This window comes from Sphingobium sp. CFD-1, assembly GCF_024611115.1.
GTDB lineage: Bacteria > Pseudomonadota > Alphaproteobacteria > Sphingomonadales > Sphingomonadaceae > Sphingobium > Sphingobium baderi_A.
On the sequence record NZ_CP084398.1, the window covers coordinates 1,865,035 to 1,884,009 of the forward strand.

General features: G+C 59.8%; 17 protein-coding genes and 3 tRNA genes. 8 read left to right on the forward strand and 12 right to left on the reverse strand.

Translation table 11 applies throughout. The features are described 5' to 3' along the window. Nucleotides 1-102: 102 nt before the first annotated feature. Nucleotides 103-642 (forward strand): 16S rRNA (guanine(966)-N(2))-methyltransferase RsmD, encoded by a 540-nt coding sequence (gene rsmD, locus LDB26_RS09515; protein ID WP_062065819.1) that lies wholly within the window; start codon nt 103-105, stop codon nt 640-642. Between the two features lie 117 nt (nt 643-759). Here rsmD and LDB26_RS09520 read toward each other — a convergent pair whose 3' ends face one another. Both LDB26_RS09520 and LDB26_RS09525 read right to left on the reverse strand, forming a co-directional pair. Next, nucleotides 760-1,170 (reverse strand): hypothetical protein, encoded by a 411-nt coding sequence (locus LDB26_RS09520; RefSeq protein ID WP_062065822.1) that lies wholly within the window; start codon nt 1,168-1,170, stop codon nt 760-762. A 128-nt stretch (nt 1,171-1,298) separates the two neighbouring features. Then, entirely contained in the window at nt 1,299-1,694 is a 396-nt protein-coding gene (locus tag LDB26_RS09525) for a GFA family protein (RefSeq protein WP_257541877.1), read from the reverse strand. A gap of 104 nt (nt 1,695-1,798) precedes the next feature. On the opposite strand from LDB26_RS09525, the gene LDB26_RS09530 reads away from it, so the two are divergent. Further along, a complete protein-coding gene (locus LDB26_RS09530; RefSeq protein ID WP_257541879.1) occupies nt 1,799-4,075 on the forward strand; it encodes an ATP-dependent helicase in 2,277 nt (758 codons plus the stop codon). 124 nt (nt 4,076-4,199) lie between these two features. On the opposite strand, the gene LDB26_RS09535 is transcribed toward LDB26_RS09530, so the two are convergent. The 4 genes from LDB26_RS09535 to LDB26_RS09550 all read right to left on the reverse strand — a co-directional run bounded on the left by LDB26_RS09535 (nt 4,200) and on the right by LDB26_RS09550 (nt 5,728). Further along, entirely contained in the window at nt 4,200-4,901 is a 702-nt protein-coding gene (locus LDB26_RS09535) for an alpha/beta fold hydrolase (protein ID WP_257541881.1), read from the reverse strand. A gap of 99 nt (nt 4,902-5,000) precedes the next feature. Beyond that, nucleotides 5,001-5,076 (reverse strand) — tRNA-Ala (locus tag LDB26_RS09540). 57 nt (nt 5,077-5,133) lie between these two features. Next, nucleotides 5,134-5,209 (reverse strand) — tRNA-Ala (locus LDB26_RS09545). Between the two features lie 183 nt (nt 5,210-5,392). Continuing rightward, nucleotides 5,393-5,728 (reverse strand): TIGR02300 family protein, encoded by a 336-nt coding sequence (locus LDB26_RS09550; protein WP_062065831.1) that lies wholly within the window; start codon nt 5,726-5,728, stop codon nt 5,393-5,395. Nucleotides 5,729-5,876: 148 nt separating this feature from the next. On the opposite strand from LDB26_RS09550, the gene aroA reads away from it, so the two are divergent. The 5 genes from aroA (at nt 5,877) to LDB26_RS09575 (ending at nt 10,319) form a co-directional block, all read left to right on the forward strand. Further along, on the forward strand, nt 5,877-7,217 hold the full coding sequence (gene aroA / locus LDB26_RS09555) for a 3-phosphoshikimate 1-carboxyvinyltransferase (protein WP_257541883.1): 1,341 nt from the start codon (nt 5,877-5,879) through the stop codon (nt 7,215-7,217). Next, nucleotides 7,214-7,852: a d(CMP) kinase gene (locus LDB26_RS09560; RefSeq protein ID WP_062065836.1), complete on the forward strand. Its 639-nt coding sequence runs from the start codon at nt 7,214-7,216 to the stop codon at nt 7,850-7,852. Before aroA ends, LDB26_RS09560 begins: the two co-directional genes overlap by 4 nt. A 168-nt stretch (nt 7,853-8,020) precedes the next feature. After that, complete coding sequence (gene rpsA / locus LDB26_RS09565) at nt 8,021-9,733, forward strand: 30S ribosomal protein S1 (RefSeq protein ID WP_062065839.1); 1,713 nt, start codon at nt 8,021-8,023, stop codon at nt 9,731-9,733. Between the two features lie 166 nt (nt 9,734-9,899). Further along, nucleotides 9,900-10,187 (forward strand): integration host factor subunit beta, encoded by a 288-nt coding sequence (locus LDB26_RS09570; protein ID WP_257541885.1) that lies wholly within the window; start codon nt 9,900-9,902, stop codon nt 10,185-10,187. Between the two features lie 46 nt (nt 10,188-10,233). Next, a tRNA-Leu gene (locus LDB26_RS09575) sits at nt 10,234-10,319 on the forward strand. 5 nt (nt 10,320-10,324) lie between these two features. Here the strand turns inward: LDB26_RS09575 and LDB26_RS09580 are convergent. The 6 genes from LDB26_RS09580 to LDB26_RS09605 form a co-directional block, all read right to left on the reverse strand. After that, nucleotides 10,325-11,140: a universal stress protein gene (locus LDB26_RS09580; RefSeq protein WP_257541887.1), complete on the reverse strand. Its 816-nt coding sequence runs from the start codon at nt 11,138-11,140 to the stop codon at nt 10,325-10,327. Between the two features lie 92 nt (nt 11,141-11,232). After that, entirely contained in the window at nt 11,233-11,565 is a 333-nt protein-coding gene (locus LDB26_RS09585; RefSeq protein WP_156415287.1) for a hypothetical protein, read from the reverse strand. Nucleotides 11,566-11,943: 378 nt separating this feature from the next. Next, nucleotides 11,944-12,435: a methylated-DNA--[protein]-cysteine S-methyltransferase gene (locus LDB26_RS09590; RefSeq protein WP_257541889.1), complete on the reverse strand. Its 492-nt coding sequence runs from the start codon at nt 12,433-12,435 to the stop codon at nt 11,944-11,946. 35 nt (nt 12,436-12,470) lie between these two features. Continuing rightward, nucleotides 12,471-13,895 (reverse strand): efflux transporter outer membrane subunit, encoded by a 1,425-nt coding sequence (locus tag LDB26_RS09595; RefSeq protein WP_257541891.1) that lies wholly within the window; start codon nt 13,893-13,895, stop codon nt 12,471-12,473. Nucleotides 13,896-13,901: 6 nt separating this feature from the next. Continuing rightward, on the reverse strand, nt 13,902-17,054 hold the full coding sequence (locus tag LDB26_RS09600) for an efflux RND transporter permease subunit (protein WP_257541893.1): 3,153 nt from the start codon (nt 17,052-17,054) through the stop codon (nt 13,902-13,904). 3 nt (nt 17,055-17,057) lie between these two features. After that, on the reverse strand, nt 17,058-18,206 hold the full coding sequence (locus tag LDB26_RS09605) for an efflux RND transporter periplasmic adaptor subunit (RefSeq protein WP_257541895.1): 1,149 nt from the start codon (nt 18,204-18,206) through the stop codon (nt 17,058-17,060). Nucleotides 18,207-18,325: 119 nt separating this feature from the next. On the opposite strand from LDB26_RS09605, the gene LDB26_RS09610 reads away from it, so the two are divergent. Beyond that, complete coding sequence (locus tag LDB26_RS09610; protein ID WP_062065864.1) at nt 18,326-18,913, forward strand: TetR/AcrR family transcriptional regulator; 588 nt, start codon at nt 18,326-18,328, stop codon at nt 18,911-18,913. Nucleotides 18,914-18,975 lie beyond the last annotated feature (62 nt).

Here is an 18,975-nt window from a genome sequence, read left to right on the forward strand (position 1 = left end):
CTCCCACCCATAATGGCCTTCCCGCCTAAGCCCCGACGAATTACATAACCCATCCCGGACCACCCGAACCTTCAAACAGCGTCACCAGACGGAAATTCGATCATGAGAATCATCGCAGGCCAATGGCGTGGCCGTCCCCTCACTGCTCCAAAGGGTGATGCGACCCGCCCCACTGCGGATCGCACTCGCGAAACACTCTTCTCGATGCTGCTTAGCCGCCTCGGTTCCTTCGAGGGTCTTGCGGTCGGTGATTTCTTCGCGGGCTCCGGCGCGCTGGGATTCGAATCCCTTTCGCGCGGCGCGGCAAGCTGCCTCTTCGTTGAGCAGGAACGGGCCGCCCTCGATGTGATCCGCGCCAATGGCGACCGCCTGGGCATCCGTCCTGACATCCGGCAGAGCAGCGTTCTCTCTCTTGGTCCGGCGCCCCGGCCGCTGGACCTGATTTTCATGGACCCGCCCTATAATACCGGCGCAGGCGCAGTGGCGCTCGACAAACTCAGCCGCCTCGGATGGACCGGTCCTGCTACCTGGATCAGTATCGAAACGGACCGACGTGAGGATGTGGAGGTCGGTGGCTTTACGGTCGATGTTACCCGCGACGTCGGCAAGGCCCGCCTGACGCTATTGCGCGCCGACATCTGAGCGGCCTGTCAGATCGCAGAAAAACTGCATCCCGATATGGGATGAAATCCATGCCCAAAATCGCGCCGGGAGCACGGAGTGACAGTATCCTTTCCTTCCCGGCGCGGATTCCTTCGGTCAACCGGGCTTGCGGTTCGCCTTTCTAGCTTTTCGTGCCTCACCCGGATTGATGCAGCTGTCCTGTACCGCCTTGCTGCACACGGGATAGTCCTTGGCCTCGGTTGGTGGAGGCGTCATATTACCGCCCATGGTCACGGGATTTGACGAAGAGCCAACCGGCGCGGTGGGATCATTCGGCACGTCTGAAGGAGCCGGTTGCATATCGCTGGTCGGAGGCACCGCTCCCTCCGGCTGCGCCGCATTGGGATCGGCCTGAGCCGGCGCCTGTCCTGCGGAAGGGGCCGTCGGCGAGGGTATCTCACTCCCGGCTGGCGGCGCGTCCGTTGTCGGCATCTCCTGTGCAAAAGCGCCAGGGATGGCGGTCGTGAAACACATCATGGCGGCACCCGCCAAAATGATCGATCTCATCGGGATTTTCCTTCCTTATTTCTCACCCCGTTCTGCCGCTTGGGCTGATGAAGAACCGGAATCGTGACGTGTGCGTTCCAGCCGTGGCGACAAGCCGTTGCTATTGCGCCGTCAAGCGACGCCCCGATTCAGGCTTCGGGATATCGATCGAATTTAGGAAGGTTGTGTACATTTTCCATCCACGGCGCAGCCTCCACATATTGCACATGAATGACGGGCGGAAAAAGCGATTGATCGTCGAATGTCGCGGTTTGAATATCGACCATGCCGGGAAAAGTGACGGGGTTGGTGTAAAAAAGTCCCGTTCCGCATTTCCCGCAAAAATGCCGCGTTGCATTTTCAGATGACGGGTAGAGCACCGGCGCTCCGCTTATGGTCAGATCCTCTTGGGCGAACAACGCCCACCCTACCATCGGCGCGCCCGCGCTCCGGCGACAGTCGGCGCAATGGCACAATGCGCTATAGACCGGTTCACCCCGCGCTTCATACCGGATTGCCCCACATTGGCATCGTCCCGTAGCCATAGCCTTTCTCCTTGCATCATTCCCCTTTTGTTCTCATACTTTCCACATCACTGTAAGACTGCAGCCCTTGTTCTGTTACCCCGCCCATCCTAGTTGCTTCACACATGACGACCGTCGCTCCCTCCCCCAATGATCCACCCTATCTTCAGGGCCTCAATACGCCCCAGCGGGAGGCCGTGCTGACGACCGAAGGGCCAGTCCTCGTTCTCGCGGGGGCAGGCACCGGCAAGACTGCGGCGCTAACGGCTCGCCTTGCCCATCTTATCGCTACACGGCGCGCTTATCCCTCGGAAATCCTCGCCGTCACTTTCACCAACAAGGCCGCGCGGGAAATGCGCGAGCGTGTCGGCCGCATGATCGGCCCGGCTGTGGAAGGCATGCCATGGCTTGGAACCTTCCACGCCATTGCCGCGAAGATGCTGCGGCGCCATGCCGAACTGGTCGGCCTGCAATCCAATTTCACCATCCTCGACACCGACGATCAGTTGCGCCTGATGAAACAACTCATCCAGGCGGAGGGCATCGACGAAAAACGCTGGCCCGCGCGCCAGCTTGGCGGCCTGATCGACCAATGGAAGAACAAGGGCCTCACACCCGAGGAAATCGGTGCGGGCGAAAGCGAAGCCTATGCCAACGGGCGCGGCCAGAAGCTCTATGCCGCCTATCAGGCCCGGCTGCGCGACGTTAACGCCTGCGATTTCGGCGACCTGCTGCTGCATGTTCTGACGATCCTCAAGCGCCACCGCGATGTGCTCGAAAGCTATCAACAGCGGTTCCGCTATATCATGGTGGACGAATATCAGGACACTAACAGCAGCCAGTATCTCTGGCTCCGCCTGCTTGCCCAGCAGCGCAAGAACATCTGCTGCGTGGGCGATGATGACCAGTCGATCTATTCATGGCGCGGCGCGGAAGTTGCCAACATCCTACGCTTCGAAAAGGATTTTCCCGGCGCGAAGATTGTCCGCCTCGAACAGAATTACCGGTCGACGCCTCATATATTGGGCGCAGCTTCCGGTGTGATCGCGGAAAATGGCAATCGCCTTGGCAAGACGCTCTGGACCGATATCGATGTGGGCGAGAAGGTCCATGTCATCGGCGTCTGGGACGGCCCGGAAGAAGCGCGCCGCGTCGGGGACGAGATCGAATCGATCGAGCGTAGCGGCCGATCGCTGGACGAGGTCGCCATCCTCGTCCGCGCCCAGCACCAGACGCGAGAGTTCGAGGACCGTTTCATCCAGATCGGCCTGCCCTATCGCATCGTGGGGGGATTCCGCTTTTATGAACGCGCCGAAATCCGCGATGCGCTCGCTTATCTGCGGCTGGTCAACCAGCCTGCGGACGACCTCGCCTTCGAACGGATCGTCAACGTCCCCAAGCGCGGGCTAGGCGACAAGGCGGTCGAAAAACTTCATCGGCTTGCGCGGGCCGAGGCTATTCCCCTTGCGCTGGCGGCTGCCCGTATCCTCGATACGGATGAACTGACCCCACAGGCGCGGCGATCATTGGGCGCGTTCATCGGCGATCTTGCACGCTGGCGCGACCGGGCGGCGCAACTGCCGCATGCAGAGCTTGCCCGGCAGATTCTTGACGAAAGCGGCTACACCGCCATGCTTCAAGCCGAACGCACGGCGGAAAGCGCGGGCCGTCTCGAAAACCTGAACGAACTTGCCCGCGCTATGGAGGAATATGAGACGCTCGGCGCGTTCCTTGAGCATGTCAGTCTCGTCATGGACAATGAGGCGCAGGCGGAGGAGCGCAAGGTCACCATCATGACCATTCACGCCGCCAAGGGGCTGGAATTCGACACCGTATTCCTCGCCGGCTGGGAAGAAGGGATTTTCCCCTCGCAGCGCGCCCTGGATGAAGGAGGGCTGTCCGCCTTGGAGGAGGAGCGCCGCCTGGCCTATGTCGCGCTTACCCGGGCGCGGAAATCATGCACCGTCCTCCACGCCGCGAACCGCCGCATCTATGGTCAGTGGACCAGTTCCATCCCGTCCCGCTTCGTGAGCGAACTTCCCCCCGAACATGTGGAAGAAGAAAGCAGCATGGCAGGCGGCGCTTCCCTCTGGCGTGCCAACTGGTCGGAGCGCGCCGATCCTTTCGCCGATGTCGGGCGCGGCACCGGACGAGGCCCCGGCTGGCAACGCGCCCAACAGGGTGGACAATTCAGCCGCGAGCCCGTTCGAATTGTGGAGGCCCGCGCTTCCGCCATTTCACTGGGGAACAAGGGGCGTGATGACATGGCTGTGGGGCTGCGCGTCTTTCATCAGAAATTCGGTTACGGCACAGTGGCCGAGATTGAAGGCAACAAGCTGGAGATCGACTTCGAAACAGCCGGGCGCAAGCGGGTGATGGACAGTTTCGTCAATCTCGCCTGACGAGTGGCTACGAGAGAGCGAGAGAGGCGTGCATGGCCTGCCAAGCGTCGCTGTGCGGGAGCAGCGGCGACCTGATGCAGCAAGATGAAGGCTGTCGACAGCGGCCGCTCCAATGCGGCGCAGTTTACATGGCCGCCGACAGATGTCGTTCAATCATGTTTGCGACTATTTCAGCGTGCGTTTGTGCAAGATCGTGGTCCGCGCCGGGGATGACACACAACTGTGCGTTTGGGAAAAGCGCGGATAGCCGTTCTCCCACTGCAATCGGGCTGATCGGATCGTTATCGCCCCAGATTAGCAGCGCAGCGGCGTCGATTGACGGGATCCTGTCCGATAAGTCTTCTGTGGGATGGGCGATCCACGACGCAGCGCCGGGATAAGCGGCAAAATAGTCCGCCCGCCAATCCGAGCCACCAAGGTCTGCGACAGGCACCCCACCGGAGGTGACAACAAGAACAAGGCGTTTGACCATCATTGGCCTCGCGAGCGCGAGCCTGATTGCGATCAGGCCGCCCATCGATTGTGCGACGATGTTGACTGGCTCTCTGACATGATCCAGCACCATGTCCACGAGGTCATCCAACCCGTTTACTTGGGGATTTGCTGGTTCGTCACCAAGACCGGGCCAGCCGAAGAATACGCCATCCAGCCCGGCAAGGTCAGCAACCGGCTTCCAGAACGAAGCGCTCCCGCCAGCGCCGGGAAGGAAGAGGGTCTGTGTAGCGCAACTCGTCATCATGTCGATAAATAGGCTGGGCTGCACAAAGCCTGCAATCGGGATTGCAACGATCGCATAGTCCGTCCCTTGCTGGTCGTCGATCGACAATGTTTCACAGCCTGCGCCCCAAGCCGTCGAAAGTCCGCACTTCAACGAATTCAGCGCCAACGGCTCATACAGCCTGGCTGCCATAATATTACGGGAATTTGGTGGAGCCTAGCGGGATCGAACCGCTGACCTCCTGCATGCCATGCAGGCGCTCTCCCAGCTGAGCTAAGGCCCCGTCTCCAGCGAACAGAGAAAATCTCCCATCCGCTGACTTTCAGAAATGTCGGAAAGATGGTGGAGCCTAGCGGGATCGAACCGCTGACCTCCTGCATGCCATGCAGGCGCTCTCCCAGCTGAGCTAAGGCCCCGTCTCCATCTTGCTGCGCCGCTTGGGGCACGGCGCCTTGGGAGCGCTGCCTCTAAATGGCAGCGATCCCATTGGCAAGTGCAAAAATCAGTTGGAGCATTTTCCTTTTGAGCGAAAACGCTCCGTAGCTTTTTATACCGCATTTTCCATGTCGTTGACTGTCAAAGATCAACGCGAAAATGCTCTAGTTATCGTCGTCGCCACTATCCTTGGCGGCTTCAACGCCCAGGTCATCATCGCCGCCCAGATCGACGTCATTATCCGGCGAATCGCCATCGTCATCAACGTCCAGATCCAGGTCCAGATCGTCGTCCGCCGTCTCCCGTTCACCATCGGCGGTTTCGATGACTTTCTTGGGCGCCTCCTCGTAAGGCAGCGGCTGCTTCGACTTCAGCACCGGCTCGGGTTCCCAGGCGGTGCCGCAGTTGATGCAGGTGACCGGGTCATCTTTGCCCAGGTCATAGAAGCGCGTGGCGCATTTCGGGCAAGTACGCTTCGTACCCCATTCAGCCTTGACCATGTCCGGCCTTGTCCTTCTCGAAAGTGCTCAAACAGAAATCACGCGGCACGACATCGTCGTCCGCGAAGCGTCGCGCGCCTTGCCATAGCGAAACCGCGCTGTCAAAAGCCGGGCGCATTTTTTTCCCATTCCTTGTAACGGATCGCATGTGACCGCTTCCTCCGATCAGCCCACCCCCATGACCTTCACCGCCGCGCCGCCGCTGGCGGGCGTCATCACCGTGCCGGGGGACAAGAGCATTTCCCATCGCGCCCTCATGCTGTCGGCCCTTGCTGTCGGTGAAAGCCGGATAGAGGGGCTGCTGGAGGGGGAAGACGTACTTGCGACGGCCGCCGCCATGCGCGCAATGGGTGCCGCCATCCAACGCGATGATGACGGCATATGGCACGTCCATGGCGTTGGCGTAGGCGGATTGCTCCAGCCGCCGACGGCTCTCGACATGGGCAATAGCGGCACGTCCACCCGTTTGCTCATGGGGCTGATCGCCAGCCATGCCATCACCGTGACTTTCACCGGGGACGCCTCGCTCAGCAAGCGCCCCATGGCGCGAGTCACCGATCCGCTTTCCCGCATGGGCGCCAGCTTCGCGGCGAGCCCCGGTGAACGCTTGCCCCTGACCATGCGTGGCCTGTGCCCCGCCATTCCGCTCGACTACCGCCTTCCCGTTGCATCAGCACAGGTGAAGTCGGCCATTTTGTTAGCGGGCCTCAATGCACCTGGCGTCACGCGCATCGTCGAGCCTATCCCGACTCGCGATCACAGCGAGCGGATGCTCAAGGGTTTCGGCGCGGAACTGGACGTCGAAATCGAAAGCGACGGAACGCGCATCATCACCCTTCGCGGAGAGGTGGAGCTTCAGCCCCAGTCAATCATGGTTCCCGGCGATCCATCCTCTGCCGCCTTCCCGATGGTGGCGGCGCTGCTGGTTCCCGGCTCCCGCGTCACAATCACGAATGTGGGGCTCAATGCGACCCGTGCGGGATTGATTGAACTACTCCGCGCCATGGGCGGCGACATCCTGATCGAAAATCCTCGCGAAGTCGGCGGGGAGCCTGTCGGCGATCTGATCGTCAGCGCCTCCAGCCTCAAGGGTATCGAGCCAGATTCGGCCCTCGCCCCCTCCATGATCGACGAATATCCGGTGGCGTTCATTGCCGCGGCGCTGGCAGAGGGACGCAGCGTTTTTCGGGGTCTCGAAGAATTGCGCGTCAAGGAATCGGATCGCATCGCCACCATGGCCGAGGGCCTGCGCGCCATCGGCGTCGTGGTGAAGGAACTGGAGGATGGCATCGTCATCGAAGGAAGCGGGGGCAAACCACTGACAGGCGGTGGGCCAATCGCTACCCGGCTGGACCACCGCATCGCCATGAGCTTCGCCATAGCCGGCCTCATTTCGGCCAACGGTGTCACTATCGACGATATGCGGCCGGTGGCGACGAGCTTTCCCGGCTTCACCGCCCTGCTGCGCGCATTGGGAGCGCCTGCATGACCATTATCGCTGTCGATGGCCCTGCCGCTTCGGGCAAAGGCACGATCGCCAGAGCGCTGGCCTGTCATTATGGCCTGCCCTGCCTCGATACCGGGCTTCTTTATCGGGCGGTCGGACTTTCCGTATTGAAGGCAAGCGGCGATCCCGACGAAGAAGCTGACGCGCTGGCGGCCTGCGACTTCGACGACGCCCTGCTCGACGATCCTGCGCTGCGGAGCGAAGCCGTTGGCTCCCTCGCCTCCCGCGTTTCCGTTCACCCAAGCGTCCGGCAGGCACTGATCAAGCGTCAACGCGATTTCGCCTTGCAACCGGGGGGCGCCATCCTCGACGGACGGGACATCGGTACCGTCATCGCACCTGGCGCCGACGCCAAGATCTTTGTGACCGCCAGCGTCCATGTGCGCGCCCAGCGCCGCTACAATGACGCACAGGCACGGGGCGGTCATCCCGACATGGACAGCCTGATAGCCGATATCCAGGCACGCGACACGCGAGACATGAGCCGCGATCATGCGCCGCTCCGCATGGCGGAGGGAGCGGACTTGCTAGATACCAGCGATTTGACTATAGAAGCCGCCATCCAACAGGCGATCGCGCTTGTGGATGCCCAGCTTGAAGGTCGCCGAAAGGTCTGACCCGTCAAGGCGTGCGGTTTTTCCGCGCGCCCTTTTCGCTTTTCTTGCCGGCGCGTCCCACGCCTTGCCTTGGGGATGCCTGTGCCGCGTTCGGCGGCATGGGCGGTTTGGCCAAAGACCATCGGATACAACCGATTGGCCAGCAATGATGAGTGAAGGACCGACTTAATGGCCTCTGTGGCATTCCCCTCGCGCGACGATTTCGCCGCGCTTCTCAATGATTCTCTCGGTGGTGAGGATGGCGGCTTTGAAGGCCGCGTCGTCAAGGGCACCGTTACCGGCATCGAAAACGACCTCGCTGTCATCGACGTCGGCCTCAAGAGCGAAGGCCGCGTGCCGCTGCGCGAATTTGCCGCGCCGGGCCAGAAGGCTGACCTGAAGGTTGGCGACGAAGTCGAAGTCTATGTTGACCGCGTCGAAAACGCCCATGGCGAAGCGATGCTGTCGCGTGACCGCGCCCGCCGCGAAGCCGCCTGGGACAAGCTCGAAGCAGAATTCACCGAAAGCGCCCGCGTCGAAGGCGTCATCTTCGGCCGCGTCAAGGGTGGCTTCACCGTCGATCTCGACGGCGCCGTGGCGTTCCTCCCCGGCTCACAGGTCGACATTCGTCCGGTTCGCGACGTTACCCCGCTGATGGACATTCCGCAGCCCTTCCAGATCCTGAAGATGGATCGCCGCCGCGGCAACATCGTCGTGTCGCGCCGCGCCATCCTGGAAGAAACCCGCGCTGAACAGCGCAGCGGTCTCATTCAGACGCTGGCGGAAGGCCAGATCATCGAGGGCGTGGTCAAGAACATCACCGATTACGGTGCGTTCGTCGATCTGGGCGGTATTGACGGCCTGCTGCACGTCACCGACCTCAGCTACAAGCGGATCAATCATCCGAGCGAAATGATCAACATCGGCGACACCGTCCGCGTCCAGATCATCCGCATCAACCGCGATACGCAGCGCATCAGCCTGGGCATGAAGCAGCTCGAAAGCGATCCGTGGGAAGGCGCCGCTGCCAAGTACCCGGTCGGTGCGAAGCTGTCGGGTCGCGTCACCAACATCACCGAATATGGTGCGTTCGTGGAGCTGGAACCGGGCATCGAAGGTCTGGTCCACGTCTCCGAAATGTCCTGGACCAAGAAGAACGTCCACCCCGGCAAGATCGTTTCGACCAGCCAGGAAGTGGAAGTCATCGTCCTCGAAGTCGATCCGGAAAAGCGCCGCATCTCGCTCGGCCTCAAGCAGGCTCAGTCGAACCCATGGGACAGCTTCGCCGACAAACACCCGGTTGGCTCGACCGTCGAAGGCGAAGTCAAGAACGCAACCGAGTTCGGCCTGTTCATCGGCCTCGACGGCGATGTGGACGGCATGGTCCACATGTCCGACATCGCGTGGGGCATTTCGGGCGAAGACGCGCTGGCGCTGCACCGCAAGGGTGAGATGGTTCAGGCCGTGGTCCTCGACATCGATGTCGAAAAGGAACGCATCAGCCTGGGCATGAAGCAGCTTGAGCGTGGTGGTCCGGCCGCTGGCGGCACTTCGGCAGCTGCAGCAGGCCTGTCGAAGAACCAGACCGTTACCGTGACTGTGCTTGAAGTGCGCGATGGCGGCCTGGAAGTCCAGGCTGGCGAAGATGGCGCCACTGGCTTCATCAAGCGCAGCGACCTGGGTCGCGATCGCGACGAGCAGCGTTCGGAACGCTTCCAGATCGGTCAGAAGTTCGACGCGATGGTAACCGGCTTCGACCGGGCCAAGAAGCCGACCTTCTCCGTCAAGGCGCTTCAGATCGCCGAAGAAAAGCAGGCCGTCGCACAATATGGCTCGTCGGACAGCGGCGCATCGCTGGGCGATATCCTTGGCGAAGCGCTCAAGGCGAAAAGCGAAGGCTGAACCTTATACTTTTGATATATTGAAAAAAATGCTCGCCGGGCCGAATGTCCGGTGAGCATTTTTTGTATCGTTTTCGGACCGCAACGAATAAAATGAATCAATTGTCAACAATTTGCCGATTCTCTATAAAATAAACGGTGAAACCAAAAGGATGCGGGAGGGCCAAATGATCCGCTCTGAACTGATCCAGAAGTTGACAGACGAAAATCCGGAGCTCGGCCTTCAGGAGGTGGAGAGGATTGTCGATCTCTTTTTCAAGGAGATTGTCGATCGCCTGTCGACCGGCGGAAGGGTGGAATTGCGCGGCTTCGGCGCGTTCACGACACGAGCGCGAGAAGCACGAACGGGCCGGAATCCCCGCACGGGTGAACAGGTTCCCGTTTCTGCCAAGCGGGTGCCCTATTTCAAACCGGGCAAGGAAATGCGGGAACGTCTTAACAAGGCGCATGTCTGAACGCATTGCTTGACGTCCTGCCATCGAAGCCGCAGGGAAGCAGCGCGCGGACGTGGCGAAACCGGTAGACGCAGCGGACTTAAAATCCGCTTTCCCCTGGAAGTGCGGGTTCGAGTCCCGCCGTCCGCACCAATAATTCAATGAGCGAGTAGTAAGGGTATCCGCGCATCCCGAAGCATGCGGCGCGTAACCCCGCCGAAAACCAGTTCACGCAGGCGGCTGTGACCAAAGGCCCCCATGACTACCCAGTCCGCCGCCAATGCGCTGATGGCGCCCAGCAGAGCCGTCTCCACCGCTTCTCCATCACGCGACCAACTGTGCATCTGCGCGGGGATGGCATGACGGGAAAGATATTCCGGCACCTCCGTCGATGGAAATTCCCGTTTATCGGTTTCTTCCACCGTCACCACATGAACATCCTGTGTCCGCTGCAATAGGGGAATCGCGGCTTTGATGGCTGACGCGGCCTCATGCGATCCATCCCATGCCACAAGGGCGCGTCCCGGCATCTTAAAGCATTTCGCCGATTGCGGCATAGCCAGAACTGGCGTGCGGCCACCCAGCGCGAGATCGGAAACGATCGGCAGGGGATCCTTGAAATCCTTGCGCGGCCCTTCCGGCAAGGTCGCAACGATGATGTCGGACAGCTTTGCCGCCCGCAACAGCGCGCCGACGGTTTCACCATCGACCTGCCTCCAGTCCCAACTCACCCCTTCCCGCCTTAACCGATCTTCCACCTGCACGCGTAGCCTGTCATCGATCTCCCGCAATTCTTCGGTAATGACGGGAGCAAAAGCGCCGCCGCCATACATATCAGCCGCCACAAGATCCGGCGCCGATCGAACCTGTACGCATTGAATATGCGCCTTACAGCCGCGGGCGAGATCACAAGCCGCCTGAAGACGGCTTTCCGCTCCCTGATCGTCGTGGATATGCAGCAGAACCGATTTCATCGCTCCTCTCCTGGCTCAAATCCTCATTTTCTCCGTTCTCATGAATGAGGCATGCCGCCATTCATCAGCGGACTGTTCCCCTGTATAGCATATCAGCGCGAGACAGCGTGAGGTATCGCCATGCCTTCCTGACATGCTCGTGCGAAATATCCGCTTAATTCGGCATGTTTCGCGGGCATGAGGTCAATGCGAAGGTGCATTTCCATCTCCGCTTCTGCCATCCGCCTGCGATAAAGGCGCAAAACACCTTTGGAACACATCTGCCTTATCAGCGCGAAGAGGCGCTCCCCCTTCAACCCAGAAATGTCGGAGGCGTCGGCCACGGTATAAGGTACACGGTGCGAAGCGTGAACATAGATATCGGTCAGAATGCTGAGTTGAGGGTCGGGAAGCGATTGTGCGGCAAGGCGCGCCGAAACGGCCAAGGCTCCGAAATAGGCCGCGCGGGCAAATTCCCCACGCAAAGCCCGTGGCGGGTTGCTGTCCAGCGGCTCCCTGTCCCAGCGGAAATCCGTTCGGTTGCCCAATCCCGCTCCCTTGCTTGCTTCGTTAAGCGGCTTCGCGAATCTCGGTTGATTCATGACCCAGTCTCATCTGATGGTTGGTGCTCCACCAGAAATTGGCATCAAAATTCAAACCTCCGATTAGGTCTAGGCTCACCATATTATACGCAATTCATGCATTCCCCGGATGGTTACAAACCACGCAAGGAAAGCCATAATATACCGAAAAGGCGATCTTTTATTTGTAGTTAAATTGAGCGCATTTATGACACACGGCCACCCGCGTAAAATTCGGCAAACCTATTCTGCGTCGCTGCAACGACGCTCCAGATTCAGCAAATAAGTCTTTGCGCCAAGCCCGCCGGCAAAACCGGTCAAGGCGCCGTTCTTGCCCAGCACGCGGTGACAGGGCACGATGATGGAAATCGGATTGCGACCATTTGCCGCGCCCACCGCCCGATGAGCGGTCGGCTTGCCAATCCTGTGGGCGAGATTCTCATAGCTGCATGTCTCGCCGTAGCGAATATCGAGCAAAGCGCGCCACACAATCTGTTGAAAGACCGTCCCCGCAAAATCGAGCGGCAGTTGAAAATCGTGTCGCTCGCCCGCGAAATACTGGCCAAGCTGAATTTCCGCCTGCGCCAGAAAGGGATGGCTGCCGGATTCGCGCGATGCATCCAGAGGTACGCGCGCCGGATTGCCCTCTTCCCACAGAACCGCTTTCAGGCCCCGGTCGCTCGCCACCAGCTTGAGCTGTCCAACCGGAGACGCAATGACCTTATGTACCAACATGGTTTGCGATCAAAAATGCATGTTCATGGGAGCTTCTACTTCAAACCTCCGCCCATGGCCCGGTAAAGCTCAATCATATTGGCCGTCCGCGCCAATCGGGTGGCCAACAGGCTTTGTTCCGCGGCATAGAGCGCGCGCTGGGAATCCAGCGTTGTCAAAAAGCTGTCGATTCCTGCCCGGAATCGCGCCTCCGACAATGTGTAGGCAACACGAGCAGAATCTCTGAGCGATGTCTGGGCAGCCAGTTGATCCGTCATGGTGCCACGCCGGGCTAAAGCATCGGCTACTTCACGGAAGCCTGTCTGCACGCTCTTTTCATATGTGGCGAGCATCGCATCATAGGTGGCCCGCGCATATCGCAAATTACCCTGATTCCGGCCAAAATCGAAAATGGGCACGCTTGCCGACGGCGCCACCGACCAATAGTCGCTGCCGGACTTGAACAGGTTGGATAGCCCCAGGCTCATCGTCCCGAACGCCGCGGTAAGAGAGATATTGGGGAAAAAGGCCGCTCTCGCCGCGCCGATATTCGCATTGGCGCCGCGCAACTGATGTTCCGCCGCCGCGATATCGGGCCGTTTCAGCAAAAGTGAAGATGGCAAATTGTCGGGCAGGTTGCCCAGCACCACGTCGCCTTGTGGCATCGCCTCCGGCAAATCCTCCGCACCGATCGTCGTGCCAGCCAGAAGATTAAGGGCGTTTTGATCCTGCGCCACCAGCGTTGTCGCCTGCGCTATGTCGGATCGCGCCTGATCATAACTGGTCTGCGCCTGTCGCACTTCCAGTTCCGACGCGATACCCTTTGCAAAACGAGATTTCGTCAGCTCAAGCGTCTTGCCGAATGCCGATTCCAGATCGCGGGCGATCCGCAATCGTTCCTGATCGGTCGCCATGGTCATCCATGTCGACGCCACTTCCGCGATCAGCGCCGTCTGCGCGGCGTTACGGTTTTCGATGGATGCGAAATATTGCTCCTGCGCGGCTTTAGTGAGGTTCCTCACTCGTCCGAACAGATCGATCTCCCAGGCGGAAATACCAACGGAAGCAGAATAAACATCCGTGTTGTTCCGGTTTCCTTCCATACCGGGAAACTGCACTATGGGCTGTTCCTGATAGGTCGCGCTGCCATTAAGACCCACGGTCGGCAGGATATCGGCGCGCCGCACTTTGAACTGCGCGCGGGCCTGCTCCACATTGGCGAGCGCGACGCGAAGATCGCGGTTGTTCGCCAGTGTTGTGCCGATGACACGGGTCAGGCGCTCATCGACGAAGAAATCCTTCCAGGCCGTGTCGGCCGGAACAATTGCTTCTTGCGCGCCCGCATCAGCATAGGCCGCGCCCTCTGGGCTGGCGACGGGGACCGGCAGTTCGGGACGCACATATTTAGGCGCCATGTCGCAAGCCGACAGTGTCACCGCCAAGCCCATCGCCAAGAACGCTTTTCGCTTGAGACCGTTCATCTTCTATCAGCTTTCCTGAGGCCGCGTCGCGGCTTCGTTCTGAGAATTTTCCGACAGAGCATTATGCTGGCGGAACAGCCGCTTCACGACGGTGAAGAACACTGGCACAAAGAAGATCGCCAGTACCGTAGCGGACAGCATACCTCCAACAACAGACAGGCCGATTGCGTTCTGACCACCCGCGCCCGCGCCTGTGGACAAGGCCAGCGGCATAACACCGAAAATGAAGGCGAAGCTGGTCATCAAAATGGGCCGCAGGCGCAGCTTGCCCGCCTCCAGTGCCGCGCGAGCGGGAGGAAGCCCCTGCTGCATCTTCTCTTCTGCAAACTCCACAATCAGGATGGCGTTCTTCGCCGATACGCCGATTGTCGTGATGAGGCCGACCTGAAGGTAAATGCCATTATCCAGTCCTGACAGCCCCGCCATGAGAACCGCCCCGATCACGCCGAGCGGAACGACCATCATCACCGCCAACGGCACCGACCAGCTTTCATACAGTGCGGCAAGGCAGAGGAACACGATCAACATCGACAGGGCGTAAAGCGCAGGCGCCTGACCACCCGAGGTTTTCTCCTCATAGGAAATGCCGCCCCATTCGTAGCCGACCCCTGCCGGCAACTTCGCGGCGTATTCCTCCATGGCCTTCATCGCCTCGCCGCTGCTGACGCCGGGTGCCGGCGCGCCCATGATCTCCATGGAAGGAACGCCGTTGAAACGTTCCAGACGGGCCGGACCATAAATCCACTCCGTTGTACTGAAGGCTGACAGCGGAGCCATGGTTCCACTCGCCCCACGAACATGCAGGGCGCCGATGGAATCGGGCGTCGTGCGAAACGGCGCATCGGCCTGAAGATAGACCCGCTTCACGCGATTGCGGTCGATGAAGTCATTGACATAGGAACTGCCCAGCGCCGTGCTGATCGTGTCATTGACATCGGCCTGCGCCATGCCGAGCGCGCCGGCCGCCGCCTGATCGACATTCAGCTTCAACTGCGCCGTATCTTCCAGCCCATTGGGCCTTACCTGAACCAGCCGCTTGTCGGCCGCGGCCATGCTGAGCAATTGGTTGCGCGCTTCCAGCAGCTTTTCATGACCTATGCCACCCACATCCTTCAACTGGAAATCAAAGCCCGACGCGTTGCCAAGTTCCTGCACGGCAGGCGGCACCAGGGCAATGACCTTGCCCGCTGAAATCTTCCTAAAGGCGGCATTTGCGCGCTGCGCGATGGCATCCGCGCTATGCTCCTTACCCTTGCGTTCAGACCAGTCGCGCAGCTTTACGAATGCAATGCCCACATTTTGGCCCTGTCCTCCAAAACCGAAGCCCGAAATGCTGAAGACCGCCCACGCATTCTGCTTTTCATCCTTCAGATAAAAATCGCGCAACTTCCCCATGGTGCGTTCCGTTTCCTCAAGCGTGGCACCGGCCGGCAGCGAAACCTGGTTGATGATGCGCCCCTGGTCCTCCCCCGGAAGGAAGCCCGAAGGCAGACGCAGGAACAGGAAACCCATGCCGATGATGATCACAGCGTAGATCAGCATGGTCTTGCCCCAGTTCCGCTCGCATTTCTCGACGCCCGCTCCATAGTGGACGACACTGCGGTCGAAGGTTCTGTTGAACCAGCCGAAAAATCCCTTTTGCGCGCCATGGCCTTCGCGTTGGGGGCGCAGGATCGTGGCGCACAAGGCCGGCGTCAAAATCAACGCGACAAGAACGGAGAGGACCATCGATGACACGATGGTGATGGAGAATTGCCGGAAGATAACCCCGGTCGATCCGCCGAAAAACGCCATCGGAAGGAACACGGCCGACAATACCAGGCCGATGCCGATCAGCGCGCCGCTGATTTCGTCCATCGATTTCTTGGCGGCTTCCTTGGGGCTCAACCCCTCTTCCTGGATGATGCGCTCGACATTCTCGACCACGACGATGGCATCATCGACCAACAGGCCGATTGCGAGGACCATGCCGAACAGCGTCAGCGTATTGATGGTGAAGCCGGCGGCATATAATATGGCCAGCGATCCCAGCAAAACGATCGGCACGGCAATGGTTGGAATAAGGGTCGCACGCCAGTTCTGCAGAAATACAAACATGACGACGAAGACCAGCAGAACCGCTTCGACAAGGGTGTGGATGACCTGTTCGACCGACAGCCTGACGAATGTCGAATTGTCCACCGGGAAGTCATATTTCACCCAGGCGGGGAAGTTCTTCGAAAGCTCCGCGACCTTCGCCTTAACGGCTTCCACCGTGTCGAGCGCATTCGCGCCGGGCGCAAGCTTGATACCAAATCCCGCAGATGGATAACCGTTGAACTTGGCTCTGAAACTGTAATTCTCCGCGCCCAGTTCTATTCGTGCAACGTCGGAGAGATTGACCACCGACCCGTCACCGTTGCTGCGCAGCCTGATTTGCCGGAACTCTTCGGGTGTGCGAAGCCGCGACTGCGCCGTCACCGTGGCATTGAGGGCCTGACCGTCCGGCGAAGGGGTGCCCCCGATCTGTCCTGCGGAAATCTGCGCGTTCTGGGCCCTGATGGCATTTTTCACATCGCCTGTGGTAATCCCCAGATTCGCCATCTTATAGGGATCGAGCCAGATCCGCATGGCATATTGGGCGCCCAGCAACTGCGTGTCGCCTACCCCCTCCACGCGGCTCAATGGGTCCTGAAGGGTCGACGCGACCAAATCCGCCGCATCCATCTGATCATGGATGCCATCATCGGCATAGAGGGCCATGATCATCAGGAAGGTCGAACTGGACTTCGTAACCCGCAATCCCTGCTGCTGCACTTCCTGGGGCAGCAAGGGCGTGGCCTGCGCGAGTTTATTCTGAACTTGAACCTGCGCGATATCGGCGTTGGTCCCCTGTTCAAAGGTCAATGTAATGGCAAGATTACCCGCCGAATCGCTCGTCGACGAGAAATAGCGCAGATTGTCGATGCCCTTGAGCTGCTGCTCGATAAGTTGCGTTGTCGTGCTTTCCAGCGTTTCCGCGTTGGCGCCGGGATAAGTGGTGTTGATCGCAACTGTCGGCGGCGCAATTTCAGGAAACTGCGCCACGGCCAGCCGCTGGATGGAAAGCAGTCCGGCCAGCATGATGACGATGGCAATGACCCATGCAAAAATGGGCCTGTCGATAAAATAGCGTGCCATTATTTATCGCGCTCCGTTCGCAGGCCGCGTGATCTGTTGGGGCGCGCCCGGGCGAACGTCCGCGCCGGGGCGAAGATTGAGCAACCCTTCCACGATCAGGCGGTCGCCGGCCTTCAGACCACTGGTCACGATCCACTTGTCCCCCACGGCACGATCGACCTGCACGTCACGCGCTTCCACCTTGTTCTTGGCGTTCACGATCAATGCGGTGGCACGACCGCGCGCATCGCGCGTTATACCCTGTTGCGGCGCCAGGATCGCGTCACGCCGTTGCCCTTCGACAAGTTTGGCGCGAACATACATGCCCGGCAGCAACAGGCCGTCGGGATTGGCGAAGGTCGCCCGCAATGTGACGGCGCCGGAACTTGGGTCGACGGTCACCTCTGAAAACTGCAGCCTCCCCTCAATCGGATAAACGCTGCCATTGGGGAGCAGAAGTTGCACGCGCGCGCCATCGGCTTCATTGACTCCGCCGCGCTGCATCGCCTGCTTGAGGTTGATGATGTCGGCGGCGGACTGCGTCACGTCGACATACACCATGTCGGTCCGCTGGATGGTGGCGAGCGGGTCCGCCTGACCTGTCTGCACAAGCGCACCCGGCGTGAACAGGGAGCGACCGATCCGGCCGGAGATCGGCGCCGTGATACGAGTGAAATTCTGGCTCACTTGTGCCGCCTGAACGGCTGCACGCTGTGCGGCGACGTCAGCGCGCGCCTGTTGCGCCGCCGCCATGGCGTTATCGGCCTCCTGACGGCTGACGGCGTTGATCCCGACAAGTTCCCGGTAGCGCTGGGCCTGCAGGCCCGTAGCGGTGATCGAGGCTTGCGCCCGGGCGAGATTGCCCTGCGCCTGCGCGAGCGCGGCGCGATATGGCGCGTCGTCGATCTCATAGAGGACTTGCCCCGCCTTTACATAGCCACCTTCGGTAAAAAGGCGACGGCGGATCACGCCGCTGATCTGTGGTCGCACCTCGGCCGTTTCCATGGCCGCAATTCGTCCCGGCAGCTCAGTCGTCAACGGAGCGGTTTCGGCTTTCAACGTCACCACGCCGACGGCTGGCGGCGGCGGAGCCGGCGGCGCTTCCTTACCACAACCGGTAAGGGCCAGAGCCGACGCACAAGCCACCAGTCCGATGAGTGTCCCCTTTTGCATCGTTGCCTATCCGTTTCGATGGAGTTTGTCATATCTGGAATGAACATTCATTCCGCTTGCCCGACAGGTAAGAAACTGGCATTATCAATTCAAGGGTAAAAGCGGGGTCAAGAAGAAAAATGGTTGCAGTGCAGCAGGAACGGAGCGGCCGGGAGCATATTCTGAATACCGCGCGTGATCTGTTTTCCACGCATGGCTTTCATCAAACCTCCATGGCCGAACTTGCTACCGCCGCAAAAGTTTCGGTCGGACAAATCTATCGGCTGTTCAAGGGCAAGGAAGATATCATAGAAGCCCTGATCGGCATGGATATGAATGACCGTATCGAGAAAATTGATATTCTCCGCCTCCGCCTCAAAGCAGGTGAGATCGATATCGAACAGACATTTGAGCACCTCTTTCTGCTGAGTCTTCGCGACAAGGATGAGGCCCTGTCATTCGATATTCTGGCCGAAGCGCTACGAAACCGGCCTGTAGGGGAAACCGTGAGCGCCATGTGCCAACAGTTTCGTCGTTTTCTACGCGATTTTGCATGTATAGCCAACCCGCACCTGTCAGGAGAAGCGCTTGACGGAGCGGAAGAGGTCATCCTCGCCTCCATCTTCGGCATGGGGCATCGAAGCCTGTCTTTGCCGAATTTATCCAACGAATGCACGGCCCGTCGCGCGGCACAGATGATCGTCGCGGCGCTGAAGGCTACTCGCTAGCTTTTTTCGCCATTGTCGACACCCCTTTTTGCTGCGTCGCAACAATGCGCCCCTGTTGTTCC

What these genes read in the sequence shown, in the direction of transcription:
- rsmD (WP_062065819.1), top strand. Translation starts at nt 103, where the DNA reads ATGAGAATCATCGCAGGCCAATGGCGTGGCCGTCCCCTCACTGCTCCA.
- LDB26_RS09520 (WP_062065822.1), bottom strand. Translation starts at nt 1,170, where the DNA reads ATGAGATCGATCATTTTGGCGGGTGCCGCCATGATGTGTTTCACGACC.
- LDB26_RS09525 (WP_257541877.1), bottom strand. Translation starts at nt 1,694, where the DNA reads ATGGCTACGGGACGATGCCAATGTGGGGCAATCCGGTATGAAGCGCGG.
- LDB26_RS09530 (WP_257541879.1), top strand. Translation starts at nt 1,799, where the DNA reads ATGACGACCGTCGCTCCCTCCCCCAATGATCCACCCTATCTTCAGGGC.
- LDB26_RS09550 (WP_062065831.1), bottom strand. Translation starts at nt 5,728, where the DNA reads ATGGTCAAGGCTGAATGGGGTACGAAGCGTACTTGCCCGAAATGCGCC.
- LDB26_RS09560 (WP_062065836.1), top strand. Translation starts at nt 7,214, where the DNA reads ATGACCATTATCGCTGTCGATGGCCCTGCCGCTTCGGGCAAAGGCACG.
- rpsA (WP_062065839.1), top strand. Translation starts at nt 8,021, where the DNA reads ATGGCCTCTGTGGCATTCCCCTCGCGCGACGATTTCGCCGCGCTTCTC.
- LDB26_RS09570 (WP_257541885.1), top strand. Translation starts at nt 9,900, where the DNA reads ATGATCCGCTCTGAACTGATCCAGAAGTTGACAGACGAAAATCCGGAG.
- LDB26_RS09580 (WP_257541887.1), bottom strand. Translation starts at nt 11,140, where the DNA reads ATGAAATCGGTTCTGCTGCATATCCACGACGATCAGGGAGCGGAAAGC.
- LDB26_RS09590 (WP_257541889.1), bottom strand. Translation starts at nt 12,435, where the DNA reads ATGTTGGTACATAAGGTCATTGCGTCTCCGGTTGGACAGCTCAAGCTG.
- LDB26_RS09595 (WP_257541891.1), bottom strand. Translation starts at nt 13,895, where the DNA reads ATGAACGGTCTCAAGCGAAAAGCGTTCTTGGCGATGGGCTTGGCGGTG.
- LDB26_RS09600 (WP_257541893.1), bottom strand. Translation starts at nt 17,054, where the DNA reads ATGGCACGCTATTTTATCGACAGGCCCATTTTTGCATGGGTCATTGCC.
- LDB26_RS09605 (WP_257541895.1), bottom strand. Translation starts at nt 18,206, where the DNA reads ATGCAAAAGGGGACACTCATCGGACTGGTGGCTTGTGCGTCGGCTCTG.
- LDB26_RS09610 (WP_062065864.1), top strand. Translation starts at nt 18,326, where the DNA reads ATGGTTGCAGTGCAGCAGGAACGGAGCGGCCGGGAGCATATTCTGAAT.